This window comes from Nocardia rhizosphaerihabitans, assembly GCF_014646295.1.
GTDB lineage: Bacteria > Actinomycetota > Actinomycetes > Mycobacteriales > Mycobacteriaceae > Nocardia > Nocardia rhizosphaerihabitans.
In genome coordinates this window covers 975,823-991,074 of sequence record NZ_BMNE01000002.1, presented here as the reverse complement: position 1 = coordinate 991,074, position 15,252 = coordinate 975,823, and the positions used below count along the sequence as shown (strand labels likewise).

20 protein-coding genes are annotated in these 15,252 nt (G+C 68.7%); 13 read left to right on the top strand and 7 right to left on the bottom strand.

Translation table 11 applies throughout. The features are described from left to right. Positions 1–20 precede the first annotated feature (20 nt). From IEY60_RS11075 to IEY60_RS11065, 3 genes are read left to right on the top strand one after another with little or no spacing between them, the layout of a single operon-like run. Positions 21–638, top strand: coding sequence for an acid phosphatase (locus IEY60_RS11075; RefSeq protein ID WP_189026720.1), 618 nt, complete (start codon positions 21–23; stop codon positions 636–638). Beyond that, entirely contained in the window at positions 635–1,120 is a 486-nt protein-coding gene (locus tag IEY60_RS11070; RefSeq protein ID WP_189026718.1) for a GNAT family N-acetyltransferase, read from the top strand. Before IEY60_RS11075 ends, IEY60_RS11070 begins: the two co-directional genes overlap by 4 nt. Positions 1,121–1,124: 4 nt before the next feature. After that, on the top strand, positions 1,125–1,802 hold the full coding sequence (locus tag IEY60_RS11065; protein ID WP_189026716.1) for an endonuclease V: 678 nt from the start codon (positions 1,125–1,127) through the stop codon (positions 1,800–1,802). Here IEY60_RS11065 and IEY60_RS11060 read toward each other — a convergent pair whose 3' ends face one another. Continuing rightward, positions 1,803–2,171, bottom strand: coding sequence for a hypothetical protein (locus IEY60_RS11060; RefSeq protein WP_229739770.1), 369 nt, complete (start codon positions 2,169–2,171; stop codon positions 1,803–1,805). It abuts the gene before it with no gap. Positions 2,172–2,348: 177 nt separating this feature from the next. Between IEY60_RS11060 and IEY60_RS11055 the strand changes: the two genes are divergently transcribed. Both IEY60_RS11055 and IEY60_RS11050 read left to right on the top strand, forming a co-directional pair. Next, positions 2,349–3,293, top strand: a complete 945-nt coding sequence (locus IEY60_RS11055; RefSeq protein WP_189026712.1) for a diacylglycerol/lipid kinase family protein — start codon at positions 2,349–2,351, stop codon at positions 3,291–3,293. A 252-nt stretch (positions 3,294–3,545) separates the two neighbouring features. After that, a complete protein-coding gene (locus tag IEY60_RS11050) occupies positions 3,546–3,800 on the top strand; it encodes a WhiB family transcriptional regulator (RefSeq protein ID WP_022567051.1) in 255 nt (84 codons plus the stop codon). Positions 3,801–3,911: 111 nt separating this feature from the next. Here the strand turns inward: IEY60_RS11050 and IEY60_RS11045 are convergent, their stop codons facing one another. Together IEY60_RS11045 and IEY60_RS11040 are read right to left on the bottom strand one after the other, a co-directional pair. Then, entirely contained in the window at positions 3,912–5,426 is a 1,515-nt protein-coding gene (locus IEY60_RS11045; protein WP_189026710.1) for a sensor histidine kinase, read from the bottom strand. Between the two features lie 32 nt (positions 5,427–5,458). Then, positions 5,459–5,674 carry a biotin/lipoyl-binding carrier protein gene (locus IEY60_RS11040; RefSeq protein ID WP_189026708.1) on the bottom strand — a complete coding sequence of 72 codons (216 nt, stop codon included), beginning with the start codon at positions 5,672–5,674 and terminating at the stop codon, positions 5,459–5,461. A gap of 147 nt (positions 5,675–5,821) precedes the next feature. On the opposite strand from IEY60_RS11040, the gene IEY60_RS36460 reads away from it, so the two are divergent. Continuing rightward, on the top strand, positions 5,822–5,896 hold the full coding sequence (locus IEY60_RS36460; RefSeq protein WP_022597109.1) for a 50S ribosomal protein bL37: 75 nt from the start codon (positions 5,822–5,824) through the stop codon (positions 5,894–5,896). Positions 5,897–5,963: 67 nt separating this feature from the next. Here the strand turns inward: IEY60_RS36460 and rsrA are convergent, their stop codons facing one another. Together rsrA and IEY60_RS11030 are read right to left on the bottom strand one after the other, a co-directional pair. Then, positions 5,964–6,227, bottom strand: coding sequence for a mycothiol system anti-sigma-R factor (gene rsrA / locus IEY60_RS11035; RefSeq protein ID WP_189027517.1), 264 nt, complete (start codon positions 6,225–6,227; stop codon positions 5,964–5,966). 11 nt (positions 6,228–6,238) lie between these two features. Further along, the gene (locus IEY60_RS11030) at positions 6,239–6,874 is read right to left on the bottom strand and encodes a sigma-70 family RNA polymerase sigma factor (RefSeq protein WP_189026706.1); all 636 of its coding nucleotides are present in this window, start codon (positions 6,872–6,874) and stop codon (positions 6,239–6,241) included. 239 nt (positions 6,875–7,113) lie between these two features. Between IEY60_RS11030 and ybaK the strand changes: the two genes are divergently transcribed. Beyond that, positions 7,114–7,605, top strand: a complete 492-nt coding sequence (gene ybaK, locus IEY60_RS11025; protein ID WP_189026704.1) for a Cys-tRNA(Pro) deacylase — start codon at positions 7,114–7,116, stop codon at positions 7,603–7,605. Positions 7,606–7,704: 99 nt separating this feature from the next. Continuing rightward, a complete protein-coding gene (locus IEY60_RS11020; RefSeq protein WP_189026702.1) occupies positions 7,705–8,025 on the top strand; it encodes a hypothetical protein in 321 nt (106 codons plus the stop codon). A gap of 24 nt (positions 8,026–8,049) precedes the next feature. Here IEY60_RS11020 and IEY60_RS11015 read toward each other — a convergent pair whose 3' ends face one another. Next, positions 8,050–8,841 (bottom strand): SOS response-associated peptidase, encoded by a 792-nt coding sequence (locus IEY60_RS11015; RefSeq protein WP_189026700.1) that lies wholly within the window; start codon positions 8,839–8,841, stop codon positions 8,050–8,052. Positions 8,842–8,925: 84 nt separating this feature from the next. Between IEY60_RS11015 and aroA the strand changes: the two genes are divergently transcribed. Together aroA and rsgA are read left to right on the top strand one after the other, a co-directional pair. Next, a complete protein-coding gene (gene aroA, locus IEY60_RS11010; RefSeq protein ID WP_189026698.1) occupies positions 8,926–10,236 on the top strand; it encodes a 3-phosphoshikimate 1-carboxyvinyltransferase in 1,311 nt (436 codons plus the stop codon). Continuing rightward, complete coding sequence (gene rsgA, locus IEY60_RS11005; RefSeq protein ID WP_229739769.1) at positions 10,233–11,234, top strand: ribosome small subunit-dependent GTPase A; 1,002 nt, start codon at positions 10,233–10,235, stop codon at positions 11,232–11,234. Before aroA ends, rsgA begins: the two co-directional genes overlap by 4 nt. 27 nt (positions 11,235–11,261) lie before the next feature. Here rsgA and IEY60_RS11000 read toward each other — a convergent pair whose 3' ends face one another. After that, positions 11,262–12,131, bottom strand: coding sequence for an Ig-like domain-containing protein (locus IEY60_RS11000; protein WP_189026694.1), 870 nt, complete (start codon positions 12,129–12,131; stop codon positions 11,262–11,264). Between the two features lie 197 nt (positions 12,132–12,328). Here IEY60_RS11000 and IEY60_RS10995 point away from each other — a divergent pair, with 197 nt between their 5' ends. From IEY60_RS10995 to IEY60_RS10985, 3 genes are all read left to right on the top strand, one after another. Further along, complete coding sequence (locus IEY60_RS10995; RefSeq protein ID WP_189026693.1) at positions 12,329–12,646, top strand: hypothetical protein; 318 nt, start codon at positions 12,329–12,331, stop codon at positions 12,644–12,646. Positions 12,647–12,790: 144 nt separating this feature from the next. Beyond that, on the top strand, positions 12,791–13,873 hold the full coding sequence (locus tag IEY60_RS10990) for an AMP-binding protein (protein WP_189026691.1): 1,083 nt from the start codon (positions 12,791–12,793) through the stop codon (positions 13,871–13,873). After that, complete coding sequence (locus IEY60_RS10985; RefSeq protein ID WP_189026689.1) at positions 13,873–15,243, top strand: aldehyde dehydrogenase family protein; 1,371 nt, start codon at positions 13,873–13,875, stop codon at positions 15,241–15,243. Before IEY60_RS10990 ends, IEY60_RS10985 begins: the two co-directional genes overlap by 1 nt. The last annotated feature ends 9 nt before the right edge of the window (positions 15,244–15,252 follow it).

Genomic DNA, 15,252 nt, shown 5'->3' with positions numbered 1-15,252 from the left:
CCGCCTGCCATGATGGACCCATGTCCACATCCGACGCCCGAGTGGTCCTGCTGCGCCACGGCGAAACCACCTGGTCCAGTCAGCGACGGCACACCAGCCACACCGACCTGCCGCTGACGCCGCTCGGCGAGGCACAGGCCCGCTCGGCCGGACTGGTGCTCAAGTCGCTCGACCTGCGCGATCCGCTCGTCTTCACCAGCCCGCGCCTGCGCGCCAGGCAGACCGCCGACCTGGCCGGCCTCGCGCACGCCGAGATCGACGACGACCTCACCGAGTGGGACTACGGCGACTACGAGGGCCTGACCACCGTGCAGATCCGCGAGACCGTGCCCGGCTGGACGGTGTGGACCGCGCCGGTACCCGGCGGCGAGACGGCCGAGCAGGTCGGCGCCAGAGCCGACCGGGTGCTGAGCCGGGTCGAACCGGTGCTGTCCGAACGCGATGTGGTGCTGGTCGGGCACGGGCACTTCTCCCGGGTGCTGATCGCCCGCTGGGCGGAATTCGCGGTGACCGAGGGCCGCCGGTTCGCGATGTCGACCGGCGCGATCAGCGAACTCGGCTACGACCACGACGCCCGCACCGTCTGGGGCCACAACCTGACCACCCGCACCGAATCGATCGAGGGAGCCACCCGATGAGCGCGCTGGTCCGCCGCGCCACCCCTGCCGACGTACCCGCGATGGTCGGGCTCGTGCACGACCTGGCCGAGTACGAGAAGGCGCCCGAGGAGTGCGCCCTCACCGCCGAGCAGCTGGACTCGGCGCTGTTCGGTACCGCGCCCGCCCTGTTCGCCCATGTCGCCGAGCTCGACGGTGCCGTCGTAGGTTGCGCGATCTGGTTCCTGAACTACTCCACCTGGGACGGCGTGCACGGCATCTACCTGGAGGACCTGTACGTACGCCCGGAGACCCGCGGCACCGGCCTGGGCCGCGCCCTGGTCGCCGCGCTGGCCGCCGAGGCGGTCGAGCACGGCTACAGCAGGGTGTCGTGGTCGGTGCTCACCTGGAACACGCCGTCCATCGCGTTCTACGAATCCCTCGGCGCCGCACCGCAGGACGAGTGGATCGGCTACCGGCTCGCCGGCGCCGAACTGGCCGCGCTGGCGGCGACCGCGAGCTGAGCCGATGCGCGTCGCATTACCGCACGAGTGGCCGCGCACGCCCGACGAGGCGATCGCCCTGCAGGACGAACTGCGCCCCCTGGTACGTGCGGAAAACCCTGGGCGACCGGAATTTTCGACGGCGGCGGGAATTGATTCGGCCTATGCCGAGGACGGCACCGTCGCGACCGCGGCGGTAATTCTCGACACCGCCACCTTGGAAACCGTGGAATCCGCTGTGGCACAGGGAATTTCGACATTTCCTTATGCGCCGGGGCTGCTCGCGTTCCGGGAACTTCCCGCCACCGTCGCTGCATTGGAAATGCTCACCCGCACACCGGAACTGCTCGTGTGTGACGCCCAGGGCCGCGCGCATCCGCGCCGATTCGGGCTGGCCTGCCATGTCGGATTGCTGACCGGAATTCCCACCATCGGTGTCGCCAAATCGGTGTGGGGTGTATATCGGCAGCCGGGGCCGCGGCGCGGGGATGCCAGTGATGTGACCATCGACGGCGAGGTCGTCGGCCGGGCACTGCGCACCCGCGACGAGGTGAAGCCGCTGTTCGTCTCGGTCGGCCATCTGATCGACCTCGACACCGCCTGCGCGCAGGTACTCGCCCTCACCCAGGGGTTCCGGCAACCGGAGACCACCCGCAGGGCCGACCACCTGTGCCGCGAGGCGCTGCGCGCGGCGACGGCCTGACTACGCCTTGTGCTCGGCGTCGGGGAGATCGCCGTAATCCAATGCCATGAACCGGCTCGTCGCAGGCGCGAACAGGGCACCGAGCCCGCCGAGCACCACGATGGCCAGCAAGCTACCCCACAGCGGCTGGTGCGAGTCGGTCAGCAGCGACCACGCCACCGGCAGCAGCAGCACCTGGGCGATGACCCCGATGGCCCGCCCCCAGCGCTTGCCCCGCAGCAGCGCGATACCCGCGGCGAGCACGCCACCGAAGAGCACGCCGAACCAGATCGCGGTGCCGACGCCGCTGGCCACCGACTGGTCGTGCCCGCTCAGCGCCCGCACCACCAGCACGATCGCGGTGACGACACCGGCCAGGCCCTCGAGCATCACCACCGCGCCCGCCACTCGTACCGTCGCCGGAACGCCGGTCGCCGCCGGTTCCTTCTTGCGCTGTTCGCCACCGTCAGTCACGTCGTGCTCCGCCACGCGCCCCAGCCTACGACGAGCTGTCGTGGCGACCCGGCGCGCGCCGTGTGTTCACGGTCTCCCATTACCCTCGACACCGTGCGGACGCTGCTCATCGTCAATCCGAATGCCACCTCGACCACCCCGGCGACCCGGGATCTGCTCGCCCACGCCCTGGAGAGCCGAACGCAGCTGACCGTTGCGCACACCCAGCATCGCGGCCACGCGGCCGAACTCGCCCAGTGGGCATCCACGCAGGAGATGGACCTGATCGTCGTGCACGGCGGCGATGGGACGGTCAACGAGACCATCAACGGCTTCCTTCCGCTGCCGCAGGTGGGCGACGACCAGGTCTGGCGACCACGCCTCGGCATCATCCCCGGCGGCTCGGCCAACGTCTTCGCCCGCGCCCTCGGCATCTCCCCCGATCCGGTCACAGCAACCAACCAGCTCATCGATCTGCTCGCCCGCGATGCCGACCGCAGAATCGGGCTCGGGCTGGCCGATGACCGGTGGTTCACTTTCAGCGCGGGCGTCGGTCTCGACGCCGATGTGTGCGAGGCGATCGACGCCGCCCGTGCCAAGGGTCGCAAGGCCACTCCGACGCGCTACCTGGGGACAACGGTGCGCCAGTTCTTCCGCGCCCGGCGGCGAGAACCGAGCGTCACAGTCGAGGTTCCTGGACACGATCCGGTGGACGCCGTTCATTACGCCTTTGTCACGAATTCGAGCCCGTGGACCTATCTCGAGGACCGCCCGATTCGCACCAATCCGGGAACGACCTTCGAATCCGGACTCGGGGTGTTCGCGGTCCGTTCGATGAGTGTGACCCGCACCCTGCTGCTTGCCCGGCAGTTGCTGGCCGAGAATGGAAACCCCAAGGCCGGTGCGCTCTTTCGGGCCGACGACGTGCCGTCGGTGCACATCGAGACCGACGTCGAGATCGGCCTGCAAATCGATGGCGACTTCATCGGAAAACGCAAGATGGTGCATTTCACATCGGTGCCCGGCATCCTCGATGTAGTCGCTCCGAAACCTTCCTGAGCTCCGGACACGCGGAAAAATCTCCCGGTTGCGCTGCGAAAACCAGGAGACGCGAGTACAAAGGACCGGGCAGGTCCCCCTTGCGGGTCCTCTAGAGCGTGATCTCCCCCACGGTGCGCCGGACACCTATTGACATCTACGGTGTTCGTGAAAGCATTCACAAGCAACCGTGCGGAAACATTCGAGTCGCACAAGTGAACGATCCACTAACCAGAGGTGCCCTTTGTGGCGCCCGCGCAAAGGAGCAGAGGAATGGACTGGCGCCACAAGGCCATCTGTCGCGATGAGGACCCCGAGCTGTTCTTCCCGGTGGGTAACAGTGGTCCTGCGCTCGCGCAGATTGCCGATGCCAAGCTGGTCTGCGCCCGCTGCCCCGTCACTGCCGATTGCCTGTCGTGGGCCCTGAAGTCCGGACAGGATGCCGGCGTGTGGGGTGGAATGAGCGAAGACGAGCGTCGCGCGCTGAAGCGGCGCAACGCGCGCACCCGTACGCGTACCTCCGTCTAGTCGACGAAGGAGGCGTTACCGGGCCATTCAGCCCGGCCCGGTAACGCATGTGAGAACCCGGCACCTCGCGGTGCCGGGTTTATTGTTGCCTACCTGCGGTTTCGAAGTTTCTCAGCGCCCGGCGCGACGGCCGAGCGGGACCCGAAGCACCGCGTCGGTGCCCACATCGGCGCCGGGGTGCAGGCCGATCGAACCACCCAGTTCCGAAGTCACCAGCGTCCGCACGATCTGCAGACCGAGGCGGTCGGAACCCTCCAGACTGAACCCGGACGGCAGCCCGCGACCGTCGTCGCTGATGATCACATCGAGCCAGCGGGCCGACCGTTCCGACCGAATCGTCACGGTACCGTTCTGCCCCGCGTCGAAGGCGTGCTCGATCGCGTTCTGCACCAGCTCGGTCAGCACCATCACCAGCGGCGTCGCCCGCTCGGCGGAGAACACCCCGAGCGAGCCTGCCCGGCGGACCTTGATCCGCGCGGTGTGCACCGTCGCCACATCGGCCATGATCGGCAGCAGCCGGTCGACGACCTCGTCGAGGTCGACCTCTTCGTCCACCGACATCGACAGCATCTCGTGCACCGAGGCGATCGAGGTCACCCTTCGTACCGATTCCGTCAGTGCCACTTGGGCTTCCGGGTTCTCGGTGCGGCGGGCCTGCAGGCGCAGCAGCGCCGCGACGGTCTGCAGATTGTTCTTCACCCGGTGGTGGATCTCGCGGATCGTCGCGTCCTTGCTCAGCAGCGCGCGGTCGCGCCGCTTCACCTCGGTGACATCGCGCACCAGCACCGCGGGCCCGGCCAGTTCGCCGCCGGGCCGCATCACCAGCGTGCGCAGCAGCACGGTCGCGCCGCGCGCCTCGACCTCCATCCGGCGGCCGGTGCGCCCGGCCAGCGCGGCCTGGATATCGGCCACGACTTCCTGCGCGTCGAACGGATCGGTGATCAGCGAGCGGGTCGTCACCGCGAGATCCTGCCCGACCAGATCGGCCTGCATCCCCATCCGGTGATAGGCCGACAGCGCGTTCGGGCTCGCGTAGACCACGATGCCCTCGGTGTCGAGCCGGATGAAACCGTCACCGGCGCGCGGGCTGGAGTGGGTCGCCGCGCGATCCTCCGGTGTCGGGAAACTGCCGTCGGCGATCATCTGGCACAGGTCGTCGGCACACGAGACGTAGGCCGTCTCCAGCGTGCTGCGCACCCGGGACCGCGCCAGATCGGAGTCGCGGCTGAGCACCGCGATCACGTCCTCGCCGCAGCGCACCGGAATCGCCTCGCGCACGGCGTGGGCGGGTGTCGGGTGATAGACCCCGCTGACCTCCACCTCGGTGTCGGTGCGCACCGTCTGTCCGCTCAGCAGGGCGTCGAACACCTGCGGGAAGTCCGCGCGCGACGCGGTGGTGTCCACCTTGTCGTCGAGATGGACGGTGGGCGCTGTCGTCGGGCGGATCTGGGCGACACACACGACGTCGGCGCCGTCGGCGACCGGGCCTGCTCCCACCCACAGCAGCAGATCCGAGAACGAGAGGTCGGCCAGCAACTGCCAGTCACCCACCACCCGTTGCAGATGATCCACGGCGGTGCCGGGAAGGTCGGTGTGTTCGGCCAGGAGCTCGCTCAGTGTTGCCACGTTGGATCTACCGCTTCGCTTCCCCGTGTGCCTTAAGCGATGGTGGCGATCAGGTCGCCTGCCTGGAGGACCTGTCCGGGCGCCACGTCGATCGAGGTGACATCGCCCTCGACTTCGGTGAGCACCGGGATCTCCATCTTCATCGACTCGAGCAGCACGAGGGTCTGGTCGACCCGCACATGCTCACCGACAGCGACCTCGACAGCGAGCACGGTCGAGACCATCTCCGCGCGCACTTCCTCAGGCATGGCACCCCGTTCAGTAGTCGTTCGGCCACCGCATGTGCGCGGTGGCCGTATCCGCCGAAGCTACAGCCAATCACACATGAAACAATGGCTCTCGATCAGATCGTGCTCCGCGCTGCGGCGGGGAGGACCCACAGAAGGGAGCTACCTATGGGTAAGCGTGGACGTAAGAAGCGCAGCCGTAAGGGCAACGCAGCCAACCATGGCAAGCGGCCCAACGCCTGAGCTCTGCTCGGAACGTGAAAAGGGGCACCCGATCGGGTGCCCCTTTTCTGTGTCCTGACCCGGGCGCTCAGCCCTCGGTGCGCTCGATCCTGGTGACCGAGATCGAGCGGTGGATCTCCAGCTTCAGCCGGTCGCGCAGACCCTCCGGAGCGTGCTCACCACCACATTTGCGGCTGAGCAGGCCCTTGATCTTCTCCTCGATGCCGTAGGCCTCGATGCACGGACTGCAGTGGTCCATGTGCTCCTGGAGCCGGTCACGGGTGGCCTGATCGCATTCGCCGTCGAGCATGAGCCACACATCCGCGAGTACAGCGGTGCAGTCCATCTCCATGTCGGGGTCGCTCACTTCGTAACCTCCTGGCGTTCCCCACGGTCGAATCCACGTTCGCGCGCCACATCGGCGAGCAAACCCTTGAGTTGCTTGCGGCCGCGATGCAGCCGGGACATCACGGTACCGATCGGGGTGCCCATGATGTCGGCGATTTCCTTGTACGGGAAACCTTCGACGTCGGCGTAGTACACCGCCATCCGGAACTCCTCCGGCAACTGCTGCAGCGCGGCCTTGATCTCGTCGTCGGGCAGGGCGTCGAGGGCCTCGACCTCGGCCGAGCGCAGGCCCGTCGAGGAATGCTCGGCGGTGGCCGCGAGCTGCCAGTCGGTGATCTCGTCGGTCGGGTACTGCGCGGGCTGGCGCTGCTTCTTGCGGTAGGAGTTGATGTAGGTGTTGGTCAGGATCCGGTACAGCCAGGCACGCAGATTGGTGCCTTCCTTGAAGGACTTGAATCCCTGGAACGCCTTGACATACGTCTCCTGCACCAAGTCCTCGGCGTCGGCCGGATTCCTGGTCATCCGCAGCGCGGCGCCGTAGAGCTGGTCGAGCATCGGGAGCGCATCGCGCTCGAACCGCGCAGCCAGCTCGGCTTCGTCGACTCCTGAGCCGGATGCCTCGGCAGGCACCACGTCATCGTCGCTCGTCACACCAATCCCTTCGATCGCCGTAGTAACCGAATCTACCGGCACCACGGATTCGAAAGGCAATCGCGCACCCTGCGGCGAGATGGGACGCTCCTCGAGCAGCAGTGTCACTATCTCTCCTTCACGGCGATCGGGCGGGTGGGCTTGTCACTTGTGTGCAACATGCACCCGCGGATCCGTGTTCCCACACCGCCGGAAATATGTTTGCCGACCGGGGGCCCGCCATGGTTAGGGTGACGCCCATGGCAGCAGCGTCGACGCCCGCGATCAAGATCCTCACCGGTGCGGGGATCGCGCACCGGGTGCACGCCTACGCCCACGATCCCCGCGCGGAGTCCTACGGTGACGAGGCCGTGGACGCGCTCGGCGCGGAACTGGGCGTGCGGGCGGCGCAGATCTTCAAGACGCTGGTGATCGAGCTCTCGACCGGCGCGCTCGCCGTCGCGGTGCTGCCGGTGCCCGCCAAGTTGTCGCTGAAGGCCGCGGCCGCCGCGCTGGGCGCGCCGAAGGCGAGCATGGCCGACAAGACCAAGGCCGAACGCACCACCGGGTATGTCCTGGGCGGGGTCTCCCCACTCGGCCAGCGCAAGAAGTTGCCGACGGTTCTCGACGCGTCCGCGCTGGGTTGGGACCGGGTGCTGTGCAGTGCCGGTAAGCGCGGTCTGGAAATCGAGCTCGCACCGGCTGATCTGGTCCGTGCGGCGAACGCCGTGACGGCGCCGATCACCGCCTGAACCGGCCGGCAGCCATCCGAGCGGGGTCTCGTTCCGAATTCACTGCGACGCATTCCGCGCCCGGAACGACCGATTCGACCCGAGGATGTGATGCGAGAAATGTCCGCTCGTTCGACGATCGCCACCCTGTCCGGTGCTCTTGTCCTGACCTTCGGCGCCCTCGCCTTCGCCGCGCCCGCCACCGCCATTCCGCCGGTGGCCCCGTCGGCACCGGCCGACCCGAGCGACTACCCGCTCAACGGCCCAGGCACCCAGAAGAACTCACCGCAGGCCGCACCCCAGAAGGACGAGACGGACGAAAAGGCCGAGAAGGCGGAGAAGCTCGGCGGCGGGGTCGCCACCGAGCTGATCGACTTGGCCACCGGAATCATCAAGTGCAGCTTGAACATCGCCACCGATTCGGTGCCCTGCACACTCTGACGACAACTCCGGAGCCGGGCCCGATCACAGCAGGCTGATCTGCCCGGCTCCGTCATCGGTGGCCTCGGCGGGCGCCAGCAGTTCCGGACCGTTGTTGCGGACGCTGTTCACCAGCGTCGACACCGGCCGCGCGACGATCGCGGCCACCTCCTCCGGCGACACCCCGGCGAGCAGCTCCGTGGGCGCGGGATGGTCGGGATCGAGCCAGGCGTCCCAGTGCTCCCGCGGCATCGGCAGCGGCATCCGGTCGTGGATGCGCGCCAGATCGCCGATGGCGTCGGTGGTGAGGATCGTGCACGACAGCAGCGGCTCGGCGCCGGGCACCTCGCGATCGCGCCACACCGACCACAGCCCGGCCATATACAGCCGCGACCCGTCCGCGTGCGACATGTAGAACGGCCGCTTGACGGCCTTACCCTTGCCGGTCGGTGCCGATTCGACCAGCCACTCGTACCAGCCGTCCATCGGCACCAGGCAGCGCTTGTGCTTGGCGGAGTCGCGGAACGACGGCGCGGTGACCGCCTTGTCGGCGCGGGCGTTGAACAGCGGCTTGCCCTTCGCCGGCACCCCCGGCTCACCCGCCTTGGTCCAGGACGGGATCAGGCCCCAGCGCATGCGCCGCACCCGGAGTTTCGGGTCGTCCTCCGGCTCGCCGTGCTCGTGCCGTTCCACCACGGTCAGCACCTGGGTGGTCGGCGCCACGTTGTAGCTCACCGTCGATTCCTGCTGGTCCGCGTCGAGGTCGGTCTCATCGATCGCGTCGAGTTCGGCCGCCAGCCGACCCGGATTCGTGGTCGTCGCATATCGTCCGCACATAGGGCCATCGTCTCACCGGAGTCCGACACCCGGCAGCGACGCGACCGCACCTAATTCCACACCACCCGTGTGTCCGGACCGCACATGCGCGAAGATGGGCGGGTGAGTTTCTGGCCAGCGCCCCATATCGAGGTCCCCGTCCACGCGACCGTGACCCTGCCCGGTTCGAAATCCATCACCAATCGCGCGCTCATCCTGGCCGCACTGGCCGATGGCCCGTCCACCCTCACCGGTGCGCTGCGCAGCCGCGACACCGACCTGATGATCAAGGCACTGCAGGGCCTGGGCACCGAGATCCTCGGTGACGCCGAGACCCTCGAGGTCACCCCGGCGCCGCTGCGCAGCACGGCGGTCGACTGCGGCCTGGCGGGCACCATCATGCGGTTCCTGCCGCCCGCCGCCGCGCTCGCGACCGGCGATGTGGCGTTCTTCGGTGACGAGCAGGCCAAGCTCCGCCCGCTGACCACCATCCTCGACGCGCTGCGCAAGCTCGGCCTCGACGTCGACGGCGACGCGCTGCCGTTCGTCGTGCACGGCACCGGTCACCTGCGCGGCGGCGCGGTCACCATCGACGCGTCGGGTTCCTCGCAGTTCGTCTCCGGGCTGCTGCTCTCGGCCGCCCGCTTCGACGAGGGCATCACCGTCCAGCACGACGGCAAGCCGCTGCCGTCCATGCCGCACATCGAGATGACGGTGGAGATGCTGCGCCGCGCCGACGTGGTGGTGCACACCCCCGCCGACTCGCGCAGCGCCCAGACCTGGACCGTGGAGCCCGGCCCGATCCGCGCGGTCGACTGGGAGATCGAGCCCGACCTGTCCAATGCCACCCCGTTCCTGGCGGCGGCCGCCGTCACCGGTGGCGAGGTGAGCATCCCGATGTGGCCGCGCGGCACCACCCAGCCCGGTGACGTGATCCGCGAGATCCTGGTCAGGATGGGCGCCGAGGCCCGCATCTTCGACGGCGTGCTCACCGTGCGCGGCCCGGATCGCCTGGCGGGCATCGACATCGACCTGCACGACGTCGGCGAGCTCACCCCCACCGTCGCCGCGCTGGCCGCCCTGGCCGACTCGCCCTCGGTCCTGCGCGGCATCGCGCACCTGCGCGGGCACGAAACCGACCGGCTTGCAGCGCTTTCCGCCGAGATCAACCGGCTGGGCGGCAATGTCACCGAGACCGAGGACGGCCTCGAGATCGTGCCCGCCCCGCTGCACGGCGGACAGTGGCACTCCTACGCAGATCACCGGATGGCGACCGCCGGTGCGATTCTCGGTCTGCGGGTGCCCGGGGTGGAGATCGAGGACATCGGCACGACGGCCAAGACGCTGCCAACCTTCGTCGCCCTGTGGGAGCAGATGCTGGCGTCCGCCTTATCGGGTGAGGGAGCGTCGCACTGAGCCGCCAAGGCCGCTCCGCAGCCAGCTACGACGAATCCGATGTCCGGGTCCGTCCCGGCAAGGCCTCGCGTCCGCGCACCAAGACCCGGCCCCAGCACAACGACGCCGAGGCCGCGATGGTGGTCTCGGTGGACCGCGGTCGCTGGGGCTGTGTGCTCGACGGTGACGCCGACCGGCGCATCGTCGCCATGCGGGCCAGGGAACTGGGCCGCACGCCGATCGTGGTCGGCGACCAGGTCGACGTCGTCGGTGACCTGACCGGCAAGCCCGACACCCTCGCCCGGATCGTGCGGGTCGCCGAGCGCAGTACCGTGCTGCGCCGCACCGCCGACGACACCGATCCGTTCGAACGGATCGTCGTCGCCAATGCCGAACAGCTGTTCATCGTGGTCGCGCTGGCCGATCCGCCGCCGCGCACCGGCTTCGTCGAGCGGGCCATGGTGGCCGCGTATGCCGGTGGGCTGGAACCGATTCTGGTGCTCACCAAACGCGATCTGGTCGCGGAATCCGAATTCGCCGCCGCCTTCGAGGGTTTGGACCTGAAGATCCTCTACGCGGGGATCGACGATCCGATGGCGCCGGTGCTGGAACTGCTCGACGATCGGCTCACCGCCCTGATCGGGCACTCCGGTGTCGGCAAGTCGACGATGGTGAATCGTCTTGTGCCCGATGCGTATCGGGCCGTGGGCGAGGTGTCGGGTGTCGGCAAGGGCAAGCACACCTCCACCCAGTCGGTGGCGCTGCCGCTGCCCGAGGGCGGCTGGGTGATCGACACCCCCGGCGTGCGCTCGTTCGGTCTGGCCCACATCACGCCCGACGACGTGATCGCCTCGTTCACCGACCTCGCCGACGCCATCGAGGACTGCCCGCGCGGCTGCACTCATCTGGGCCCGCCGGCCGACCCCGAGTGCGCGCTGGACCAGCTCCCCGGCACGGAACGGCGGGTCGCCGCGATTCGTCAGCTGCTGACCGCACTGATCTCCAACGAGACCTGGTAGCAGACGATTCCGTGCCGGGGAGGGTGATCAGAACCCGAAGGATCCGGTGCCGGTGCCGCCGCCGTCACCCGGGCCGGGATCGGTCGGCACGTCGGCCACGGTGACCACCTTGGTGGTCGACGAGCTCGCCACGCCGCTGCGGCCGGAGAACGTCGCGCCGATGGTGTAGGCGCCCGCCGCGCCCGGCGTCCACACGATGGAGGCCTTGCCGTTCGCGGCGACGGGAATGTCGCCCAGGACGTTGTCGCCCGCCTTGAACTGGACCGTGCCGCCCGCCGCCGCCGGGGACACGCTCGCCTCCAGGGTGACGGCCTTGCCGACCTGCGCGCCGGTCACGTCTGTGATGACCGTGCTCGACACGGCGTCGCTGGAGACCGTGATGTTCGGGCCCTTGCCCTGGTAGGTGCCGTCGCCGAGCGAACCGCCGTAGTGCATCGAGGTCGGCAGCGGTGTGTCGCGGGCACAGTTGACGCCCACCTTGTACTGCACCTCGAAGGTCTGCGATTTCGGCTCGATGTTCGGGTACACCGGGTACTTGGTGATCCCGAATTCGGCGCGGACCCAATCCGAGGACGACGTGTCGAGCTGGACCTGGTCACCGCCCATCTTCGCCGAGCCCGCGACCGGGGTCAGGCAGGCGGGGTGCAGGTCCTTGATGTTGTAGATGTACTCGACCGGGATGCCGGTGCGCTCGAACTTCGTCGTGACGGTCACCGTGTCGCCGACGACCGGGTTGGTGTTCGACACCGTCCTGGTGAACTTGCTGTTCCCGTCGTTCCAGGTGATCGTTCCCGGGGCGGCCGCCGCCGTGCCCGGAACCGCGGCCACCGCGAAACCCGCCGCCACCGCGAACGCGGCCATCGAACCGGCCGCCCGCTGCATTCTTCTGTCCACCATCGTTGTCTCCTGCGTACACCGGGCGCCGCTCGACCTCGTCGTCGAGACCTCGTTCCACCCGAGTTGGCGAGCAGTAGATCACGGCGCCGCACCCCCGCGGACGAGATTCCGAAATGAGCATCAGTCAGATTGCGAATTCGACTCACGTTCGCCCGCGTTCACGGCAACGGACACCCCGCGCCGGTAGCGTCTCCCCCATGAAGCCACCGGCGATCGGATACCTGCGCCGCGACATCTCGGGTGTCGCCCAGTCCTGGGACGAAACGCAGATCCGCTCCCTAGCCGAACGTCTCGGCTACCGCTTCACCAAGACCGTCGTCTTCAGCGACCGCACCACCGACCCCATCGGCCGCCTCCTCGACGTGGTCGCCACCACCGAAGCCGCCGCCATAGTCACCCCCAGCCTCGCCCACCTCGGCCCCGACCTCCCCGACACGCTCTTAGCCGCCTGCGACGTCGTCACGGTCTCCCCCGAGATAACCCACGCCCGCACCGTCCCCGCCCTTCCCGCGTAGGCGGAATCCGCACCGCCACCGGCGGACCATGGACGTTCCTATCGTCTGATCGACGTGGGTCCGCTCGGGGGTTCGGACAGGGGTGGGAACGGAACGATGGAGCTCGCTGAACGCCCATTGTTTGCGCACCTCGGAGGCTGTGCCATGTGTTCCGACATACTCGATCTGGACGCTGTCGACGTCGATCCCGACGACTACGTCCGGGCGTTGATGAGCTGGCATTTCGGTGCCGAGACGGGGAGCCCGTACTGGTTGCGGCGGGCGGAGGGGCTCGAGTTCGATCCGGTGGCCGACGTGCGGACCTTCGACGATCTGCGGTTGTTTCCCAACGTGATCGACGAATTCCGGGACGTCGCGGTCGAGGATCTGATTCCGCGGGGGCTGCGTGGGGCGGATCGGGAGATCGCGGGGATCTTCGAGAGCGGCGGGACGACGGGGGCGCCGAAGCGGTTCGTGATGTTCGAGCGGTGGATGGAATTCGCGCTGTCGTGGGACGAACACCACTATGCCGAGCTGGGGACCACGAACACCCTCGCCATCGCGCCCAGTGGCCCACACATGTTCGGCGAGTTCGCTTCCCGGCGCGCGCGCAGGCACAACGGGGTGAAGTTCACCGTCGATCTGGACCCGCGGTGGATCAAGCAGCTCATCGGCTCCGGTGACACCGAGGGCGCCGATCGCTACGCCGAGCACCTCATCGACCAGGCGGCCGCGATCCTGACGACCCAGTCGGTCGGCATCCTCATCGCGACGCCGCCGCTGCTGGAGCGGCTGGCCCGGCGCGAGGAGCTGGTCGACGCGGTGCGCAAGCAGGTGAAGTTCCTGTGCTGGAGCGGGGCGCACATGGACGCCGACACGCGAGAGATCTTGCGGCAGGAGGTCTTTCCCGGCATACCGCTCAAAGGCCTGTACGGCAGCACCACCATCCTCGGCATGTCGCGCGAGCGCGACGAGGAACGCGAGGACGGCCTCGCCGTGTTCGATACGCCGAGCCCCTACATCGCGTTCCGGGTGGTCGACCCGGCCACCGGTGACGATGTCGCGGTCGGCGAACGCGGGCAGGTCGTGATGAACCACCTCACCAAGTACGCTCTGCTGCCGAACAATCTGGAGCGCGACACCGCGCTGCGCGCCGAGGCCGCGCCGAACACGCTGGGCTGCGCGGTCGCCGATGTGCGCCCGGTGTCGACCTTCGCCGACAAGTCCGTCATCGAGGGTGTGTACTGATGATCGAGATCGACGCCCTGGGCCCCGCCGGCTCCTACCGCGCCAGGCAGCGCATCCCGATCACCGCGCTGGACGGCACGAAAGTCGGTGAGCTGGGCCAGGTTCCGGCCCTGTTCGTGCGGCGCGCCATCGCGGCGATGCGGTCGGCGCCGACCGTCCCCGCCGAGGAACGCCTCGCCCTGATGAAGAAGGCCGCCGAGCTGTTCACCACCGCGACCATCGGCGGGCTCGACCCCGAGGAGTACATCCGGATCGTCTCGACGGTGTCCGGGGTGCCGCAGCAGGTGGTGCGCCAGTCGGTGGAGTGGGTCGCCGAGGTCCTGCGATCCCAGTGCGACACACTGGCTTTGGCGATGCCACCGGGCGCCGTCGCCGAATGGTCCGACGCGCGCACCCGCGACGGCGCGGCCGTGTGGGTCCGCAAGGGCGACGTCTTCGCGGTACACGCGGCAGGTAACACCCCCGCGGTGCACGGACTCTGGCCGGAGGCGCTGGCGCTGGGCTACAAGGTCGTGGTCCGGCCGTCGGCGCGCGAGCCCTTCACCGCCTTCCGGCTGGTGAGCGCCCTGCGGATGGCGGGCTTCCCGCCCGAGACGATCACCCTGCTGCCCACCGACTACGCCGCCGCCGATGTGATCATCGCCGAGGCCGACTACGCGATCGTCTACGGCGGCCAGGATGTCGTCGACAAGTACGGTGCGAGCTCGCGCGTGCTCACCCAGGGGCCGGGCCGGTCGAAGATCCTGATCACCGCCGACGTCGACTGGCGCGACCACATCGAGGTGATCGCCGATTCGGTGAGCCACCTGGGCGGCACCGCCTGCACCTGCACCACCGCGGTGCTGGTCGAAGGCGATCCGGAGCCGGTGGCGCAGGCGCTGGCCGAGCGTCTCGCCCGCATCCCGAGCCTGCCCGCCGATCACCCCGACGCCATCCTCACCGTGCAACCGGTGGCGACGGTGACCGCGATCGACGAGTACCTGCACGAGGTCGCCGGCACGGCGCGGCCCCTGCTCGGCGGCGACACCATCGTCGACGAACTCCGCTCCGGCGGCGCGGTACTGCGCCCGGCCGTACACCTGGTCGACTCCGCGACCGCACCGCAACTCGGGGTCGAACTGGCCTTCCCCTGCGTCTGGGTCGGCCCCTGGCGCACCACCGACGGCATTGCGCCCCTGCGGAATTCGCTCGTCCTCACCGCGATGACCACGCGCGGCGAACTGGTCGACGCCCTCCTGAACGACCCGACGATCACCAACCTCTACCTCGGCGACAACCCCACCACGTGGCTGCGCCCCGGCGTACCGCACGACGGCTACCTCGCCGAATTCCTCATGCGCTGCAAGGGCATGATCCGCTCTGGCATCTGATCGCCCGCG